At 67.9% G+C, this 14275-nt stretch carries 23 protein-coding genes; 20 read left to right on the top strand and 3 right to left on the bottom strand.

Features of this window, described 5'->3' with window-relative positions; genetic code table 11:
* Positions 1-27: 27 nt before the first annotated feature.
* Both AB0J16_RS33790 and AB0J16_RS33785 read left to right on the top strand, forming a co-directional pair.
* Positions 28-354, top strand: a complete 327-nt coding sequence (locus AB0J16_RS33790) for a hypothetical protein (protein WP_358546920.1) — start codon at positions 28-30, stop codon at positions 352-354.
* A gap of 174 nt (positions 355-528) precedes the next feature.
* Positions 529-687, top strand: coding sequence for a hypothetical protein (locus tag AB0J16_RS33785; RefSeq protein ID WP_358546917.1), 159 nt, complete (start codon positions 529-531; stop codon positions 685-687).
* A 17-nt stretch (positions 688-704) separates the two neighbouring features.
* On the opposite strand, the gene AB0J16_RS33780 is transcribed toward AB0J16_RS33785, so the two are convergent.
* Both AB0J16_RS33780 and AB0J16_RS33775 read right to left on the bottom strand, forming a co-directional pair.
* Positions 705-1214, bottom strand: a complete 510-nt coding sequence (locus AB0J16_RS33780; protein WP_358546914.1) for a hypothetical protein — start codon at positions 1212-1214, stop codon at positions 705-707.
* Between the two features lie 14 nt (positions 1215-1228).
* Positions 1229-1435, bottom strand: a complete 207-nt coding sequence (locus AB0J16_RS33775) for a hypothetical protein (RefSeq protein WP_358546911.1) — start codon at positions 1433-1435, stop codon at positions 1229-1231.
* A gap of 108 nt (positions 1436-1543) precedes the next feature.
* Here AB0J16_RS33775 and AB0J16_RS33770 point away from each other — a divergent pair, with 108 nt between their 5' ends.
* The 9 genes from AB0J16_RS33770 to AB0J16_RS33730 all read left to right on the top strand — a co-directional run bounded on the left by AB0J16_RS33770 (position 1544) and on the right by AB0J16_RS33730 (position 6393).
* Positions 1544-2080, top strand: a complete 537-nt coding sequence (locus tag AB0J16_RS33770; RefSeq protein ID WP_358546908.1) for a WYL domain-containing protein — start codon at positions 1544-1546, stop codon at positions 2078-2080.
* A 55-nt stretch (positions 2081-2135) separates the two neighbouring features.
* Positions 2136-3266, top strand: coding sequence for a DUF932 domain-containing protein (locus AB0J16_RS33765; RefSeq protein WP_358546906.1), 1131 nt, complete (start codon positions 2136-2138; stop codon positions 3264-3266).
* Positions 3267-3324: 58 nt separating this feature from the next.
* Positions 3325-3756, top strand: a complete 432-nt coding sequence (locus AB0J16_RS33760; protein WP_358546903.1) for a hypothetical protein — start codon at positions 3325-3327, stop codon at positions 3754-3756.
* A 394-nt stretch (positions 3757-4150) separates the two neighbouring features.
* Positions 4151-4402, top strand: a complete 252-nt coding sequence (locus AB0J16_RS33755) for a hypothetical protein (RefSeq protein ID WP_358546900.1) — start codon at positions 4151-4153, stop codon at positions 4400-4402.
* A 57-nt stretch (positions 4403-4459) separates the two neighbouring features.
* Positions 4460-4927 (top strand): type II toxin-antitoxin system HicB family antitoxin, encoded by a 468-nt coding sequence (locus AB0J16_RS33750; RefSeq protein ID WP_358546897.1) that lies wholly within the window; start codon positions 4460-4462, stop codon positions 4925-4927.
* Positions 4928-5586: 659 nt separating this feature from the next.
* Complete coding sequence (locus AB0J16_RS33745; RefSeq protein WP_358546894.1) at positions 5587-5781, top strand: hypothetical protein; 195 nt, start codon at positions 5587-5589, stop codon at positions 5779-5781.
* A 37-nt stretch (positions 5782-5818) separates the two neighbouring features.
* Positions 5819-6043, top strand: coding sequence for a hypothetical protein (locus AB0J16_RS33740; RefSeq protein ID WP_358546892.1), 225 nt, complete (start codon positions 5819-5821; stop codon positions 6041-6043).
* Between the two features lie 15 nt (positions 6044-6058).
* Complete coding sequence (locus tag AB0J16_RS33735) at positions 6059-6232, top strand: hypothetical protein (RefSeq protein WP_358546890.1); 174 nt, start codon at positions 6059-6061, stop codon at positions 6230-6232.
* 17 nt (positions 6233-6249) lie between these two features.
* Positions 6250-6393 carry a hypothetical protein gene (locus AB0J16_RS33730; RefSeq protein WP_358546887.1) on the top strand — a complete coding sequence of 48 codons (144 nt, stop codon included), beginning with the start codon at positions 6250-6252 and terminating at the stop codon, positions 6391-6393.
* Positions 6394-6402: 9 nt separating this feature from the next.
* Here the strand turns inward: AB0J16_RS33730 and AB0J16_RS33725 are convergent, their stop codons facing one another.
* Entirely contained in the window at positions 6403-6885 is a 483-nt protein-coding gene (locus tag AB0J16_RS33725) for a hypothetical protein (protein WP_358546885.1), read from the bottom strand.
* A 65-nt stretch (positions 6886-6950) separates the two neighbouring features.
* Here AB0J16_RS33725 and AB0J16_RS33720 point away from each other — a divergent pair, with 65 nt between their 5' ends.
* The 9 genes from AB0J16_RS33720 (at position 6951) to AB0J16_RS33680 (ending at position 14270) form a co-directional block, all read left to right on the top strand.
* Positions 6951-7244 carry a hypothetical protein gene (locus AB0J16_RS33720; RefSeq protein WP_358546883.1) on the top strand — a complete coding sequence of 98 codons (294 nt, stop codon included), beginning with the start codon at positions 6951-6953 and terminating at the stop codon, positions 7242-7244.
* Positions 7245-8040: 796 nt separating this feature from the next.
* Positions 8041-8319 (top strand): hypothetical protein, encoded by a 279-nt coding sequence (locus AB0J16_RS33715; RefSeq protein WP_358546880.1) that lies wholly within the window; start codon positions 8041-8043, stop codon positions 8317-8319.
* Positions 8316-9809 carry a hypothetical protein gene (locus AB0J16_RS33710; RefSeq protein ID WP_358546878.1) on the top strand — a complete coding sequence of 498 codons (1494 nt, stop codon included), beginning with the start codon at positions 8316-8318 and terminating at the stop codon, positions 9807-9809. The genes AB0J16_RS33715 and AB0J16_RS33710 overlap by 4 nt, the downstream gene beginning before the upstream one ends.
* 9 nt (positions 9810-9818) lie before the next feature.
* Positions 9819-10052: a hypothetical protein gene (locus tag AB0J16_RS33705; RefSeq protein WP_358546875.1), complete on the top strand. Its 234-nt coding sequence runs from the start codon at positions 9819-9821 to the stop codon at positions 10050-10052.
* The gene (locus tag AB0J16_RS33700) at positions 10045-10269 is read left to right on the top strand and encodes a hypothetical protein (protein WP_358546873.1); all 225 of its coding nucleotides are present in this window, start codon (positions 10045-10047) and stop codon (positions 10267-10269) included. Before AB0J16_RS33705 ends, AB0J16_RS33700 begins: the two co-directional genes overlap by 8 nt.
* The gene (locus AB0J16_RS33695; protein WP_358546871.1) at positions 10269-11651 is read left to right on the top strand and encodes a phage portal protein; all 1383 of its coding nucleotides are present in this window, start codon (positions 10269-10271) and stop codon (positions 11649-11651) included. The genes AB0J16_RS33700 and AB0J16_RS33695 overlap by 1 nt, the downstream gene beginning before the upstream one ends.
* A complete protein-coding gene (locus AB0J16_RS33690; RefSeq protein WP_358546868.1) occupies positions 11651-12739 on the top strand; it encodes an HK97 family phage prohead protease in 1089 nt (362 codons plus the stop codon). The genes AB0J16_RS33695 and AB0J16_RS33690 overlap by 1 nt, the downstream gene beginning before the upstream one ends.
* A gap of 8 nt (positions 12740-12747) precedes the next feature.
* Positions 12748-14010 carry a phage major capsid protein gene (locus AB0J16_RS33685; protein WP_358546866.1) on the top strand — a complete coding sequence of 421 codons (1263 nt, stop codon included), beginning with the start codon at positions 12748-12750 and terminating at the stop codon, positions 14008-14010.
* Positions 14010-14270 (top strand): hypothetical protein, encoded by a 261-nt coding sequence (locus AB0J16_RS33680; RefSeq protein ID WP_358546863.1) that lies wholly within the window; start codon positions 14010-14012, stop codon positions 14268-14270. Before AB0J16_RS33685 ends, AB0J16_RS33680 begins: the two co-directional genes overlap by 1 nt.
* Positions 14271-14275 lie beyond the last annotated feature (5 nt).

The following is a 14275-nucleotide window of genomic DNA, read 5'->3' as shown; positions in this document are numbered from 1 at the left end:
CCCCTACCCACCGAAGCGAGTAGGGGAATGACCGAAAGCGTACACGGCCTTGAGCCGGTCAACACGGTGTTCGGGCCGTTCCTGCGTTACCCGGGCGAAGGCCTCGCCCGGGAGGCGCGTGAGGCAATCGAGTCCGGCACCTGGTGTGACGCGCACGGCCGGATCGAGCCTGGCCCGCACTACCTGGCATGCCTGGAGTGTGGCCATGGCTTCCCGACGCCCGAGGCGCTCGTTGCCGACCACGCCGTGCGGATCGCGTGGCTCAACGCGGAACTGCGGCCGGACGGGCAGATCGTGGCGGAGACCGATCCGGAGAAGATTACGGTGTGCCCGCACTGCGCGCACGATCTGTAGTGCCGGTACTACCCGCTGGTCTTGACTGATGGACTCAGCGTGTTGGAGTGTCCCAAGGGACCGAATGGTGCATCTGCGCATTGGAGGCCCGCAGTGGGGCAACTCGCCATCTGCGGCTGTAACCGGCGATACCCCTGTAGGCGGCTGGCAACAGAAGAGGACCTGCTGTGTGACGTGTGTCGCTTCGGATGCGAGCCGTTCTTCTACGTGGACGCCCCGGCCGACAGGATCACGACCTGGGTTCACCAGAACGACGACACCATTCGCGTACTGACGGAGGAGATCGGACAGGGCCGTATCCCGCCCGGCGGCAAGACCGAGGACATCCCCTAGCTGGCCCTCACACGAAATCAGCCCGATGAGGCGCGGGGCCGGCCGCTCTTGCGCTCCCAGGTGGCCAGCCACCGGCGCACGGCTGCACCCGACCAGATCTTTCCCGCAGCCAGCTCCGCGATCGGCTCGGGGAAGTCTTCACGCTTGGTCAGCAGGTCGGCACGCTGTCGGCTCATGGGCGGATCCACGGCCGCCGCGATCTCCCGCACCCCCATCAGCTCGGGCGGCGCCGCGCTGAGCTCCTGGTCGAGCTCTTCCTCGAGCAGAGCCTCGACTCGTACGACGTGCGGCCGCAGGCCGTGCTCGCGCAGGGCCGCGGTAACTTCCCGCACTGCGGTGTCCACGGCCTGGCGCGCGGTCGATTCCGCCACGCTGAGCTGCAGGCTGATCCGGCCCGGCAGGCGCCGGCCCGCGAGGTAGCCGGCGCCGATGGCCGGCCGCCGGGCAGCGAGGCTCTCGCGCAGGTGGGCGTCGACGCCCTCGTCGTAGTCGACGCCGGTGTCGGCGTCGACGCGCACGCTCCACATGTCACGGAGTCCTCTCATTGCGGCGGCCAGACGAATCCGGCGCGCCGTAGTACGGCTATCGCGTTGAGGACGCCTCGCGGGTCGCTGGGAGTGGCGGGAAGGGCGCCGATGAGGTGGCCGTCGGCGTCGTAGACCTTCCAGTGGCCTGAGCCGCCCACGGTCACCTCGAAGCCCTGCTGCTCCAGTTCCCTGCGGATCTTCGCGATGTCCTTGCGGCTCATGATGCCCTCTTCTCTTGCTATCTGTCAACGTATTCATAGTAGCTAAAGCATTGACAAAGAGCAATGATTAACGCAGTATGGAAGGAGAAGAAGGGCAGGTGAGCGGGGATGTACGAGATCGGCACAGAGGTCCGCTACCACGGCAGCATCGACTCGCTTCACGGCGAGACCTTCACCGTCGTGGGCCATTGTCACGGCGGCGAGCGTCACGTCCTCGTCGGTGATGCGGGCACCGTTCGGCACGCCCGCCTGGCCAGCCTCACGCCACTCGGCGGGCCCGACCTGCGCGCTGAACTGGAGCAGGCGATCTCCGCCGAGCAGCCCGTCATGATCACGTACGTGTCGGTGGACGGCGAGTGGACCACCCGCACGATCGAGCCGTACGAGCTGTTCCGCACCCGCGACGGGCATCTGATCGTCCGCGCGATGGACCATCTCCGCGACGAGCCCCGCAGCTTCCGGCTCGACCGCATAGAGGCTCTGACCGCCCTGCCTGGCGCGTTCCGGCTGGAGCGGCCCGACCCCAGCGAGGCGGCACGCGAGCGCAGCGCCCTGGCCCGCTTGCGCGCCGAGATCGCCCAGGTGGCCTCCAGCGGCTACGGCCTCGACGAGGCCCGCTGGATGCCCGGTGACCCCATCGTCTGAAACCCCCACGCCGGGCGGCATCCGGCCGCCCGGCCAATCCCGGAGAGGAAACGCCATGAGCACCGACGTCAACCAGCAGTTCCACGACCAGCGCACCGCCGCCAGAGCCGCTTACGGCAGCGTCCGCAGCGCCGACGGCACCTGGACCGGGGCGGGCTTCGACGCGTACGAGGTGATCGGCCGCGACGGGCTTGACACCACTCTCGGCGAGGCTGCTCTCTACAGCAGCACACCGGCGTGGCACGGCCTCGGCAACGTCATCCCCGGCGGCACCGACTCGATCGAGGACGTGCTGCGGCTGGGCGGCATCGGCTTCGAGGTCGAGAAGCGGAACGTGCGCTACAGCTTCATGGGAGAGGGCGAGACCGACCCGTCGCTGCGTACCGCCGCCGACTACTTCGTCACCGTCCGCACCGACACCGGCGCTCCGCTCGGCGTGGTCGGCGGCAAGTACACCCCGATCCAGAACCGCGACCTGTTCACCTTCCTCCAGGACCTCGTCAACGACCACGGAGTGATCTGGGAGTCGGCGGGCGCGCTGCGCGACGGCAAGCGCGTGTTCGTCACCATGCGGCTGCCCGAGTCGGTACGCATCGACGCCGAGGGGATCAACGACGAGATCGTGCCGTTCATCGCCATGCTCAACGGGCACGACGGCCGCTCTCCGGCACAGGCACTCGTCACCCCGTGGCGGGTCGTGTGCGCCAACACCGAGCGGTTCTCCATCCGGGACGCCCACAGCACGTGGAAGGTCCGCCACACCGCGAGCGCCCTGGACCGTATCGCCGAGGCCCGCCGTACCCTCGGCTTGTCCGTCGAGTACTACCGGGAGTGGGCCGCCGAGGAGACCCTGCTCGCGCAGACCGAGATCGCGATGCGCGACTTCGAGCAGCTCGTCACCGGCCTGTGGCCGCTCAAGGACGACGCACCCGTACGCACGGTCAACGCCGCCGCCCGCCGCCGCGAGCAGCTTTCCGCGATGTACCGGGCAGAGTCCGAGCGGCTCGGCCGCACCGCGTACGCCGCCGAGCGGGTCGTCACCGACTACCTCGACCACGTCGCGCCGCGCCGCCCCGGCAAGACCATGACCGAGGAGATCGCCCGCGCCACCGCCCTCCTGGAGGGCGCGGACGACGAGATCAAGAACACGGCACACCGGAAGCTCATGACCCTGGTCCGCCGCTGATCACTACCGGGCGGCCTGTTCTGGTGGACGGGCCGCCCGTTCCATCCGGGAGGGCGTGATGACGACCATCCACATCGATGCGGCGGCGCTGACCGAGCTGCGCGAGCTCGCCGCCGCCCGGCTTCAGGCCCTCGACACGGCCGACGGTCTCGACGAGCAGGGCCAGCACAACCAGGCCAGTCGACACCACGACAAAGCCGAGAACCTCGACCGGGAGCTCGCCGCCGCGCTCATCGACCTCCTCGACCTCGAAGCCGACCCCGCCCCCGCCGGAGGCTTCATGGCGATCTCCGAGGACGTCGCCAACGCCTTCACCACCGCCTTTGGGTTCTACACCGCCGACGACGTGGGTGTGCGCTTCAGCTGCACCGAAATCGACGCCCTCGCCGAACTGCTGATCGCCCTGGGGCATGCCGACCTCGCGGACGCCTGGGTCGACGCGCATGCCCGGGACGACGACGAGGGGGACGCGCACTACAGAGGCGCCTGACCCGAAGCCCCTGAGAGCCGGATACGCGACCGGGAACCTGATCCCGAGGACTCGCTTCCGGCTCTCAGGCATGCGAGGGGCCCTGCCCGCCTGGGACTCAGCGTCAATATGGGAGTCCGAGGCGAATGCGCCATGATGGAGAGGTGGACCTGGCCAGCCTGTATGACACGGGCCCGCTCGTCATCTGTCTCGTGGGGGGCTATCACGATGGGCAGCGAGTGACCATCGGCCGGCATGGATGGCCCTGGCTCTTGCTAATGCCGGGGGCACCAACACCGATCCCCTTAGCCGGCGAACCCTCGCCCGGCGAGATGCCGTATCACCCGAGGTACCAACGCACCGAGTCCATCAACGACCAGGGCGAACGCGCGTACCGCTACATCGGAGAGCGTTGATGGATCAGACCCGGCGCGCCGACCCCTGGACCGTCGAAGACGCGGCAGCGCTGCTCTACCCCGTGCTGACGACCCTTGAAGTGCGCGCCATGATCGACCTGCTCGGCATACTGCCGGTCGGGGCCCGCCGCACCGGCCGCCGCGGCCGGCCGCTGCCGACCTATGACGCGAGCGCGATCCAGGAGGCTCACGCAGTTGTCGTGCGTGCTCGTATGGCTCTTATGTACCCCGAAGTGCAGCAATGTGGATAGACGGAAGTTGTCTAAAGCGATAGACGAGATACGGATAGCATGCCTAGACTCCTGAGCATGCAGACGCACTTCGAGCAGATCTTCAACGAGCCCGACATCATCGACACCCCAGATGAAGAGACAGGCGCCGCGTACGCGAGCTATCCCGCCACGGCCACCCGCACCGGGAAGCTGTGGAGCGTCGTTGTCCGCGACCTGCCAGCCGGCCACGCCGTCCATGCGCAGGGGGCGACATGGGCCGAAGCCGAACTGAACGCGATCAAGGCTCTGATCGGCGCGCTCCAGGCCGAACCCGGCACCGTCGGCGTCCAGCTCGCTCCCGCGGACGAGGAGGCCGCCGCCGCTCTGGAAGCCGTCACGCAAGCCCGCATCGCACGCGCCTACGCCGAGCAGGCGGAACGGGATGCGGTTCGCCGCGCCGCTCGCCTCCTCACCGACCAGGGCTGGACCACCCGCGACGCAGGCGGAGCGCTTCGCTTGTCCCACCAGCGCATCTCCCAGATCGCGCCGCGCGCCACTGCGTAAGCTCTAAAACGTCCTACCTCGCGTGGTTGGGACGTTCGCCGCTTCTCGGGCTGGTAACCCGGACACTAGGAGCGGCGACGCCCCCGTCGGCCTTGTGTCGACGGGGGCTCATTCATGTCGCGTGCCTGGCTCGCCTTCTACGTTCCTGTGAGCCCTTTTTTATTGCTGACTAGCAATGGTTTCCTATCTGAGGAAATCATTGTCAATGCGCAATGATTAGCGCATTCTGAGTGAGACAAGAAGGACGTTCTCACCGGCCTTACCACCCGGCGAGACCAACCACGCGAGGAGATCACAATGGACGTCAGCTGCTGCCGTGTGTGCGGCGAACCCTTCTACGGCGTCAAGGTCGATCAGAAGGCTCCGTACCACGAGCGGGGGCCCAAGGACAACCGGCAGAGATGCCCCGGCACTAACCAGGGCACCAAGCGTTACGTCGAGAGCTAGCAGCCACTGCGACCTCCGCCCACATGGGCGGAGGTCGCTCCGTGCTGGAGGAGTACGCCCATTCGCGCGTCCGTGTTGACCTTGGACTATTTAAGGCCGCATAATTCGGCCTAGAGAGTCGTCTCAAAGCCCGGCAATTTGTCGGGCTTTCTGCGTTTTCGGGGGTGGTCATGTCCCCGTACCGGCGCGCGTGGATTGTCTGGAGTGCGGTGGTGATCGGCGGATTCGCCATCATCGAGGGCCTGGCGCTCGCCAGCGGCGACATGGACAACACGCTGACCGCCCACCTACGACTCCTGCTCGGCCTCGAACCGGACAAGCCCTGGGGGATCGTCGGCGGCCTCGCCTTCTTCGGCGCGCTGATTTGGGCGGGCTGGCACATCCTCATCCAGCGCGGCAAGAAGTAGTTCGAATAGACGTTCGATCGACGGGTATGCTGCCGATGTGGCAGATGCGCCGATTGTCCGACTCCTAGACCATCCTGCGGACGCCGGCTACCTCCTCGAATGGCGCAAGACCGGCGACGCGTGGGAAGCCCGCGTCTCCTGGATCGAGATCGTCCAGGGCTACCGCGGCGGCCTCGAAGAGCGCGAAGGCTGGCTCCCGGCTCGCCAGGTCGAGCCGCTTCCCAGCGAGGACTACAGCAAGGTGCCCAAGAGCCGGGCCTGACCTCCATGGGGGCCGGTGTCCAAGTTCTTCCGCCGCACCCAGGAGCTCAACCAACGCGGCAGCCGCATCTGCTCGACCACCTGGGGAACCGGCTGCAAGGACCACAACGGCGGCGAACACCGGTGCACCTGCGTCAAGAAGCACCGCGACGAGCACCAATGCGAGTGCCCCGCATCCAAGTCCCGCTGAACGCATAGGAGGCGACCATGCTCACCTTCCTGCTCCTACTCGCCGGCTTCATCTGCTTCCTGCTTGCCGCGTTCGGCGTCGCATCCCGCGTCAACCTCGTCGCGGTCGGGCTCGCACTGTGGATCCTGGTTCCGCTCATCGACGCCTTCCCCAGGCTGTAGCCGCCTCGCCTAGGCGCCTAACTGCAGCTCGATCGAGTCGAGCTCGTAGGCCGCGTACTGCACCCGGCCGCGATGCGACACCTCGATCCCGTAGAACTGCCCGCCCGGCGGCACCGTGATCGCAAACCGGAACGTGCACCCCCGCTCCTCGTGCAACCCAGTGCCCAGCTTGCCGAGCGCGACCGTCTTGCCGGCCGCGTCGGTCACCACGACCTGAGTGCCCTGGCCGATGTCCGAATACCCGCCCTTACCGGAGCAGGCGGGATGATCGCCGAACTCGACAGAGTCGGGCGTGATCTTCAAGATCAAAACCCCTGTCGCAGAGAACAGAGACGGCAGCGCCTGAGGTGCGGACGCCTGAGGAGCTGCCGCTTGAGACGCCAGCGATGTCGGCCGCTCCGCCTCGGTGCCAGGCGAGACGACGATGAGCACGGCGGCAACCGCCGCTAACACCACGAGCGCCACCCCGGCCACGGCCGGCACCAGCTTCATGGGGGCATCCTGCAACGCTCCACGCCGTCGGCACCAGGCCCAACCCACAACGATTCGGGAGCGGCATGCCCCGCAGCCACGGCCGCAGCGGCTACCGCTGGCGCAAGGCGCGCGCCACCCTCATGGCGGAAGCCCCGGACGTGTGCCACATTTGTGGCCACTCCGGCGGAGCGAACGAAGCCGACCACGAACCGTCGCTCAAGACCCTCGAAGCCCTCGGCCTCGACCCCTGTGACCTGAGGTTCCTGCGCCGGGCGCACGGCACCTGGTTCCGCTGCCCGGTGTGCGACCGGGCCTGCAACCAATCCAAGGGGGACCGGGAGTTGCCCCCCGCCCCTCGCTCATCCCGAGCCTGGTGATCTACCAGGCTGGCGGGAACTGGCAGAACCTGGGAGCTCGGGGTGCTGTACGTGGTGACCGGTCCACCTGCAGGGGGGAAGTCAACATGGGTCCGGGGCCGTGCTCGACCGGGCGATGTGGTGGTGGACTACGACCTCCTGGCGGGGGCTCTATCGGGGCCGCATCAAGGCGACCCCTACGACCACCCACAGCCCGTACGCACCGTCGCGTACAAGGCTCGCACCGCCGCCATCCGGGAGGCGCTGCGACACGTGGACACCACCGACGTGTACGTGATCCACTCCATGCCCAAGCCAGACTGGATGACCACATACCAGCAGCATGGTGCAGAGATCATCACCATCGACCCTGGTCGAGACGTGGTCATGCAGCGCATCGCCGAGCAGAGACCAGCGACAGCCAAGGCCGTAGCCACACGCTGGTACAACAACCGGGGCAACGGGACAGGGCAGGTAGGGCAGGGCCCCCGCCCCCAGGGTGCAGGCATCCCTCACCCACCGTGCACCCCACCACCCAGGTCCTCACGGTCATGGTGACGATACGTGACAATGCTGATGATTACGTTCTGCAACGAAGATCGGTCACATAACTCATTGTGATATCGGACAGAAGCGGCCATCAATCACGTTTGACCAGGTCAGAGGGGCAGGGGGGCGCCCTGACCACGCAAGATCAACGATCACGAGGAGATCCGCGCCCGATCGCCGTTTTCTCTCCCCACTACAAAAAGTAATCGTCCTCAAGATCGTTACAGTCCGTGATTCTGTTCTGGTGACGGTGCGTGAGGGGGCTGTGATGACTCCTCGTAGCCGCGCCTCGAAGCCTCTCGTGGCCGCGGTCCGTGCAGACCTGGAGCGATGGGGGATCGCGGAGGAGACCGCCCTCGCGGCGAGTGCCCTAGACCTGGCCAACAGGTTGAGCGAGTCAGGTATCCGGCCGGCGGCGGCGTCGATGCTCCACGCTCAGCTGCGGGCGACGCTGGCTGAGCTGGCGAAGCTGGCGCAGCCGGAGGAAAACGGCGACGCCCTCGATGAGCTCCAGAAGCGGCGCGAGCAGCGGCGGCAGGGCGCATGACGCTGCTGGGCGTTCAGACCCCGCGGATCAGTTCGATCCCCGAGTACGAGTCGTCGGCTGGCCTAGAGGCGGTCGACCTCGCGGCCCAGGCCGGGCTGGTGCTCGACCCTTGGCAGCAGTACTGCCTGATCAACGGGCTGGGGGAGCGGCGGGACGGCCGGTGGTCAGCGTTCGAGTGCGGCATCGTTGTGAGTCGCCAGAACGGTAAGGGCGGCATCTTCGAGGCAAGGTGCCTGGCCGGGCTGTTCCTCTTCGGCGAGAAGCTCATCTTGTACTCGGCACACGAGTTCAAGACCGCGACCGAGATGTTCCTCCGGATGAAGACGCTGGTGGACAACACCGACGCCTTCCGGAAGCGGGTCAAGCGGATCCGCACCTCGCACGGCGACGAGGGCATTGAGCTCCTGTCCGGCCAGCGTCTCCGCTTCGTGGCTCGCTCGACCGGCTCGGGCCGCGGCTTCTCCGGCGACGTGAACATCATGGACGAGGCGTTCAACCTGGCCGAGACCAGCGTGGACGCCCTCATGCCGACGATGAGCGCGAGGGAGAACCCGCAGCTCTGGTACGGCTCCAGCGCTGCCGACAAGCACATCGCCCCGTGCGAGCAGCTGGCCAGAGTGCGTCGACGCGGCATCAAGGGCGACGACCCGAGCTTGTTCTACGCCGAGTGGTCGATCGACCCGCACACCGACGAGTGCGCGCGCGACGCCGATGGCACGACCGCCTGCACGGAGCATGACAACCCAGACGACCCGGAGGCGTGGGCCAAGGCGAACCCGGCGCTCGGGATCCGGATCAGCGTGGAGCACGTCGCCCGCGAGCGCGCCTCGATGGGGGCGAAGGGCTTCGGTCGCGAGCGGCTCGGCGTCGGCGACTGGCCCTCGGATCACGAGGTGCAGTGGGAGGTCATCCCGGAGGCCCGGTGGCGGGCCGTCGAGGATCCAGAGTCGGAGCCGGCTGGCCGCGTGGCGTTCGGGGTTCATGTGGCGCCGGACCGGTCGTGGGCGGCAATCGCCACCGCGGGCCGGCAGGCGTTCGGGCTGTACCACGTGGAGATCGTGGACTACCGGCCGGGAACGTCGTGGGTGACGGAGCGGGCGAAGTCGCTGGTGGACCGGTGGGATCCCTGCGCTCTCGTGGTCGACGCGGGGAGCCCTGCCGGGTCCCTGATCGCCGATCTCGAGGCGGAGGGCCTGGAGGTGACGAAGCCGACGGCTCAGCAAGTCGCGCACGGCTGGGGCCAGCTGGTCGATGCGGTGATGCCTCAGGAGGGCGAGCCGACGGTCCGCGTGCTACCTCACCCGGCGCTCGACGTCGCGGTGGCCGGCGCGGTGACGCGGAAGCTGGGCGACTCGAAGGCGTGGGACAGCAAGGCGTCGTCGGTGGACATCTGTCCGCTGGTCGCTGCAACGCACGCGCTCTGGGGTTTTGTGACGAAGGGCCATCTTGAGGAACCGCCGCCGGTCATGCCGTTCGCGGTCTACGCGTAGGAGGGTCGGATGGCGTTGACGGTGCCGCTGGAGCGGATCACGAGCGAGGCCAGGCGGGTCGACGTCCGCAAGGGCATGCTCGCGCTGCTGCGCCTGCTGGGCACCCTGGTCCTGGCCGTCCCGTACGGCATCGCATGGACGCTGCGCACGGTGGTGCTCGGCGCGACGATGCTGTGGGTGGCCGCGGCTGCGGGCTGGCGGGACGCCGGGCGGCCACGGGCGAAGGGCGGCTCGAATGGCTGAGCAGCTCGTCTTCGTGACGATCGAGTGGGACGGGCCGAAGAGGCGCGAGGCTGATCCCTTTGGTCCATGGACGGTGCGTGAAGACGGTTCGCACCTGGCGGAGATTCAGGACTTTCTGAAGCGTTGGCGGGACACCGAGGCCAAGCCCGGCATGACCGTGGTCATGTGGCTCCCGACGTCGCCTGACGCGTATGAGCAGCGGGCGGCCAGCACCTGATGGGGCTGCTGGATAGGGTCGCGACGGAGGCTCGCGGCCGGCGCCAGCGTGGCCGGAAGGCGTGGTCCGAGCCTGCGTTCTGGGATCTCGACAGGCTGCGCTGGCCGTTCATCGGCTCGTCGTCGCTGTCGAGTGACCGTGAGCAGATAGAGAACGACTTCCCCGGCTACGTCCAGGGGATCTACAAGCGCAACGGTCCCATCGCCGCCCTGATGCTCGTGCGCCTGGCCGTCTTCAGCGAGGCACGGTTCACGTTCCGACGGATGCGGAACGGCCGCCCGGGAGACCTGTTCGGTACGACGGCTCTGGCCCCGCTGGAGAAGCCGTGGCCGGGCGGGACGACGGGCGACCTGCTGGCCCGGATGATCCAGGACGCGGACCTCGCGGGCAACGCGTTCATTGCTCGCGTGCCCGGGACGGATCGGCTGCGACGGCTGCGGCCGGACTGGGTGACGATCGTGTCGGCGTCGAAGAGCGAGCCGGAACTGTACGGCGCGGCGCTCGACGCCGAGGTGATCGGCTACTACTACTCACCGCGGGCGCCGGGCGTCCGCACGGACACGCTGCTGCTGCCGTCGCAGGTAGCGCACTTCGCTCCGATCCCGGACCCCGAGTGCTCGTGGCGCGGCATGTCGTGGCTGACGCCGGTTCTGCGTGAGATCTCCTCGGACCTGGCGGCGACCACGCACAAGCTGAAGTTCTTCGAGAACGGCGCCACTCCTGCTCTCGCGGTCAAGCTCGACGCGTCGGTGACCCCGGAGATGTTCCAGCGCTTCAAGGCGCTGATGGATGAGCAGCACAAGGGTGCCGACAACGCGTACAAGACCTTGTACTTGGGCGGCGGCTCGGACGTGACCCCGCTGACCATGGATCTGCGGGCGCTCGATTTCAAGTCCATCCAGGGAGCGGGGGAGTCGCGCCTGGCGGCCGCGGCCGGGATCCCCTCGACGATCGTCGGATTCTCCGAAGGCCTCCAAGGCAGCTCGCTCAACGCTGGCAACTACGGGTCTGCGCGGCGCCGCATGGCGGACGGCACGATGCGGCCGCTATGGAGGAACGCAGCTGGGTCGCTTGCGTCGCTGATCGAGGTGCCGTCCGGTGCGGAGCTGTTCTACGACGACAGGGACATCGCGTTCCTGCGGGACGACCGCAAGGACGCGGCCGAGATCCAGCAGGCCAAGGCTGCGGCGATTCGCCAGCTGGTCGACGCCGGCTACGAGCCGGAAAGCGTGGTCGCCGCGATCGAGGCCGAAGACATGACCCTGCTCAAGCACACCGGCCTCTATTCGGTCCAGTTGCAGCCACCTGGCACGACGGCCACACCGAGCGGGCCTGAGCCGCCCGATGACCCATCCGGACCCGATCCGGCAGAGGAGCAGTGATGGATACCAAGAACCTCCGAGTCGAGATCAAGGATGAGGCGAAGGGTGAGGTCCGGGCGATCTTCTCCACCTTCAACGCGATCGACTCCGACCGTGACGTGACCAGGCCGGGAGCATTCACCGATGGCGCCGAGGTGCCCATCTCCGCCTACGGCCACACCTCGTGGTCCGGCATGCTGCCGGTGGGCAAGGCAACGATCCGGCAGACGTCCAAGCAGGCGATCCTCGAGGGCCGCTTCTTCATGGACACCGCGGCCGGGCGCGACACCTTCACGACGGTGAAGGAGCTCGGGGAACTGGGCCAGTGGTCGTACGGCTACGACCCGGTTGAGTACTCGTTCGGCGAGTTCGAGGGCCAGCGCGTGCGGTTCCTCGACGCGTTGAAAGTGCACGAGGTCAGTCCGGTCTTGGTCGGGGCTGGCGTCGGGACGCGCACCCTGTCGGCGAAGTCGGCCGACGTGGGCGCCGCGGCGAAGGCGGGCCGGCCGGTCGCGCCGCACGAGTGCGAGGTGACCTCGCGGAGCTGGGACGGCGCGAAGACACTGGCCGCTCTCAGCGAGGACCTGCGCCCCAGTGAGCTGCGCACGGTGTTCGCCTGGCAGGACGCTGGCGCCGACCCCGAGCAGAAGTCCAGCTATCAGCTCCCGCACCACCACGGCGTGGGCGGGCCCGCGAACGTCCGGGCGTGCCTCATGGGTATCGCCCGGCTGAATGACGGCAAGGCCGCGATCCCTGACGCTGACCGAAAGGCCGTTTATGACCACCTCGCCGCGCACCTGCGCGACGCGGACATCGACCCGCCGGAGCTGAAGGACGCCCCGGGCGGGTCGCTGAAGTACGCCGAAGAGGGACACGCGGTCATGGCCGCGGTGTCCTCCTTCGTCGATCGAACTGCGGAAGTCGTGGCTCTCCGCGCACGCAAGAGCAAGGGCATGGCGCCCCGCTCGGCTGAGCTCCTGGACTGGATCGACGCCGACCTGCAGCGCCTGAAGGCCTTGCTCTCTACGCCTCTGGGCCCCGAAGACCCCACCGACGCCGAGGTCGCCTCGGTGTTCGCGCGGTCCATCGCCCAGATCCAAGGACTGTGAGGGAGATCATGACTGCTGAAGCACCCGAGAGGGTTATCGAGTTCCCGGCGCTGAAGGAGGCCAAGGCGGGCCTCAACGCGAAGCGCGACGAGCTGGCCGCCATCTTCAAGGAGGCCGGCGACACCTACGACATGGACAAGGTGAAGTCCGTCCCGGGTGACCGGACGGCGAAGGTCGACTTCATCAAGCAGCTCAACGCCGAGATCGACGAGCGCAAGAGCAAGGTCGACGAGCTGAACGTCCTTGCCCGCGCCGCCGGTGCTGCCAAGGAGGCGGAGGAGACCGAGTCCGGTCATAAGGACATCCCGGACCTGCCGGAGCGCAAGGCCGGCCAGCACAAGAGCATCGGCGAGCTGTTCATCGCCAGCCAGGCGTTCAAGGGGTACTCGACCGGTCTCGGCGTGGGCCCGGCGGCGAACCTGAATCTGGAGCTGAAGACGCTCTTCCAGACCGGCGCCGGTTGGGCGCCTGAGTCGATCCGGACCGGCCGCGTGGAGATGTTCCCGACCCGTCCGGCTCCGCACGTGGTCGAGTTCCTGCCGCAGACCACCACCAACCAGGCGAGCGTCGTTTACATGGAGGAGACCACCTTCACCAACGCCGCCGTCGAGACGGCGGAGGGTGGCACCTACCAGGAGGCGACGCTCGCCCTGACTGAGCGGGCGCAGCAGGTCCGCAAGATCGCCGTTTTCTTGCCGCTCACCGATGAGCAGCTGGAGGATGAGCAGCGGTCGGAGGCGTACGTCAACAACCGTCTGCCCTTCATGCTCCGCCAGCGCCTGGACTTGCAGGTCCTGGTCGGCGACGGCACCGGCGTCAACCTTCTTGGCACCGCCTCGGTGGTGGGCATCCAGACGCAGGCCAAGGGCTCGGACCCGATCCCGGACGCCGCGTACAAGCTCTTCAGGAAGATCAGGGACGACGGCTTCGCCGAGCCGTCCGCGATCTTCATGCGGCCGGCCATCTGGGAGCAGGTGCGCCTGCTGAAGACGGCCGACGGCCAGTACATCTGGGGTCACCCGAGTGTCCCGGGGACGCCGACGCTGTGGGGCGTCCCGGTCGTGGAGACGGTGGCCGCTCCGGCGACCGCCGCGATCGCGGGCGACTACACCAACTTCAGCGAACTCGCCGTCCGGCGCGGCATCGACGTGCAGGTGTCCAACAGCCACGGCACGTTCTTCGTGGAGGGCAAGCTGGCCGTCCGCGCCGACGTGCGCTGTGCGGTCGTGCACTACAGGCCCAAGGCGTTCGGCCAGGTCACCGGCCTGTAATGGCTGTCACGAGTGCGAGGGTCACGGCCGGTACGACGGCCGTGGCCCTCAACACGGCGAGCAGCTCGGGCCAGAAGCTTACGGTCCGCAACACCGACGCGACCAACGGCGCCGATCTCGGCGCCTCAGGCGTAACGGCGGGCGCCGGCTTCCTGCTGGCGGCCGCTACGCAGATCACGGTCGAGCTCCCGCCGGGGGACGTGCTGTACGCCATCCGATCCGCTGGCGCCGACGTCGTGCTCGCGGTCCTGCGTAGTTGAGGGAG

The sequence above is a fragment of the Nonomuraea sp. NPDC049750 genome (assembly GCF_040659625.1).
Lineage (GTDB): Bacteria > Actinomycetota > Actinomycetes > Streptosporangiales > Streptosporangiaceae > Nonomuraea.
The sequence above is the reverse complement of the archived record's forward strand: the minus strand, read 5'-3'. Positions and strand labels throughout refer to the sequence as shown.

What these genes read in the sequence shown, in the direction of transcription:
- AB0J16_RS33790 (WP_358546920.1), top strand. Translation starts at nt 28, where the DNA reads ATGACCGAAAGCGTACACGGCCTTGAGCCGGTCAACACGGTGTTCGGG.
- AB0J16_RS33780 (WP_358546914.1), bottom strand. Translation starts at nt 1,214, where the DNA reads ATGTGGAGCGTGCGCGTCGACGCCGACACCGGCGTCGACTACGACGAG.
- AB0J16_RS33775 (WP_358546911.1), bottom strand. Translation starts at nt 1,435, where the DNA reads ATGAGCCGCAAGGACATCGCGAAGATCCGCAGGGAACTGGAGCAGCAG.
- AB0J16_RS33770 (WP_358546908.1), top strand. Translation starts at nt 1,544, where the DNA reads ATGTACGAGATCGGCACAGAGGTCCGCTACCACGGCAGCATCGACTCG.
- AB0J16_RS33765 (WP_358546906.1), top strand. Translation starts at nt 2,136, where the DNA reads ATGAGCACCGACGTCAACCAGCAGTTCCACGACCAGCGCACCGCCGCC.
- AB0J16_RS33760 (WP_358546903.1), top strand. Translation starts at nt 3,325, where the DNA reads ATGACGACCATCCACATCGATGCGGCGGCGCTGACCGAGCTGCGCGAG.
- AB0J16_RS33755 (WP_358546900.1), top strand. Translation starts at nt 4,151, where the DNA reads ATGGATCAGACCCGGCGCGCCGACCCCTGGACCGTCGAAGACGCGGCA.
- AB0J16_RS33750 (WP_358546897.1), top strand. Translation starts at nt 4,460, where the DNA reads ATGCAGACGCACTTCGAGCAGATCTTCAACGAGCCCGACATCATCGAC.
- AB0J16_RS33730 (WP_358546887.1), top strand. Translation starts at nt 6,250, where the DNA reads ATGCTCACCTTCCTGCTCCTACTCGCCGGCTTCATCTGCTTCCTGCTT.
- AB0J16_RS33725 (WP_358546885.1), bottom strand. Translation starts at nt 6,885, where the DNA reads ATGAAGCTGGTGCCGGCCGTGGCCGGGGTGGCGCTCGTGGTGTTAGCG.
- AB0J16_RS33720 (WP_358546883.1), top strand. Translation starts at nt 6,951, where the DNA reads ATGCCCCGCAGCCACGGCCGCAGCGGCTACCGCTGGCGCAAGGCGCGC.
- AB0J16_RS33715 (WP_358546880.1), top strand. Translation starts at nt 8,041, where the DNA reads ATGACTCCTCGTAGCCGCGCCTCGAAGCCTCTCGTGGCCGCGGTCCGT.
- AB0J16_RS33710 (WP_358546878.1), top strand. Translation starts at nt 8,316, where the DNA reads ATGACGCTGCTGGGCGTTCAGACCCCGCGGATCAGTTCGATCCCCGAG.
- AB0J16_RS33705 (WP_358546875.1), top strand. Translation starts at nt 9,819, where the DNA reads ATGGCGTTGACGGTGCCGCTGGAGCGGATCACGAGCGAGGCCAGGCGG.
- AB0J16_RS33700 (WP_358546873.1), top strand. Translation starts at nt 10,045, where the DNA reads ATGGCTGAGCAGCTCGTCTTCGTGACGATCGAGTGGGACGGGCCGAAG.
- AB0J16_RS33695 (WP_358546871.1), top strand. Translation starts at nt 10,269, where the DNA reads ATGGGGCTGCTGGATAGGGTCGCGACGGAGGCTCGCGGCCGGCGCCAG.
- AB0J16_RS33690 (WP_358546868.1), top strand. Translation starts at nt 11,651, where the DNA reads ATGGATACCAAGAACCTCCGAGTCGAGATCAAGGATGAGGCGAAGGGT.
- AB0J16_RS33685 (WP_358546866.1), top strand. Translation starts at nt 12,748, where the DNA reads ATGACTGCTGAAGCACCCGAGAGGGTTATCGAGTTCCCGGCGCTGAAG.
- AB0J16_RS33680 (WP_358546863.1), top strand. Translation starts at nt 14,010, where the DNA reads ATGGCTGTCACGAGTGCGAGGGTCACGGCCGGTACGACGGCCGTGGCC.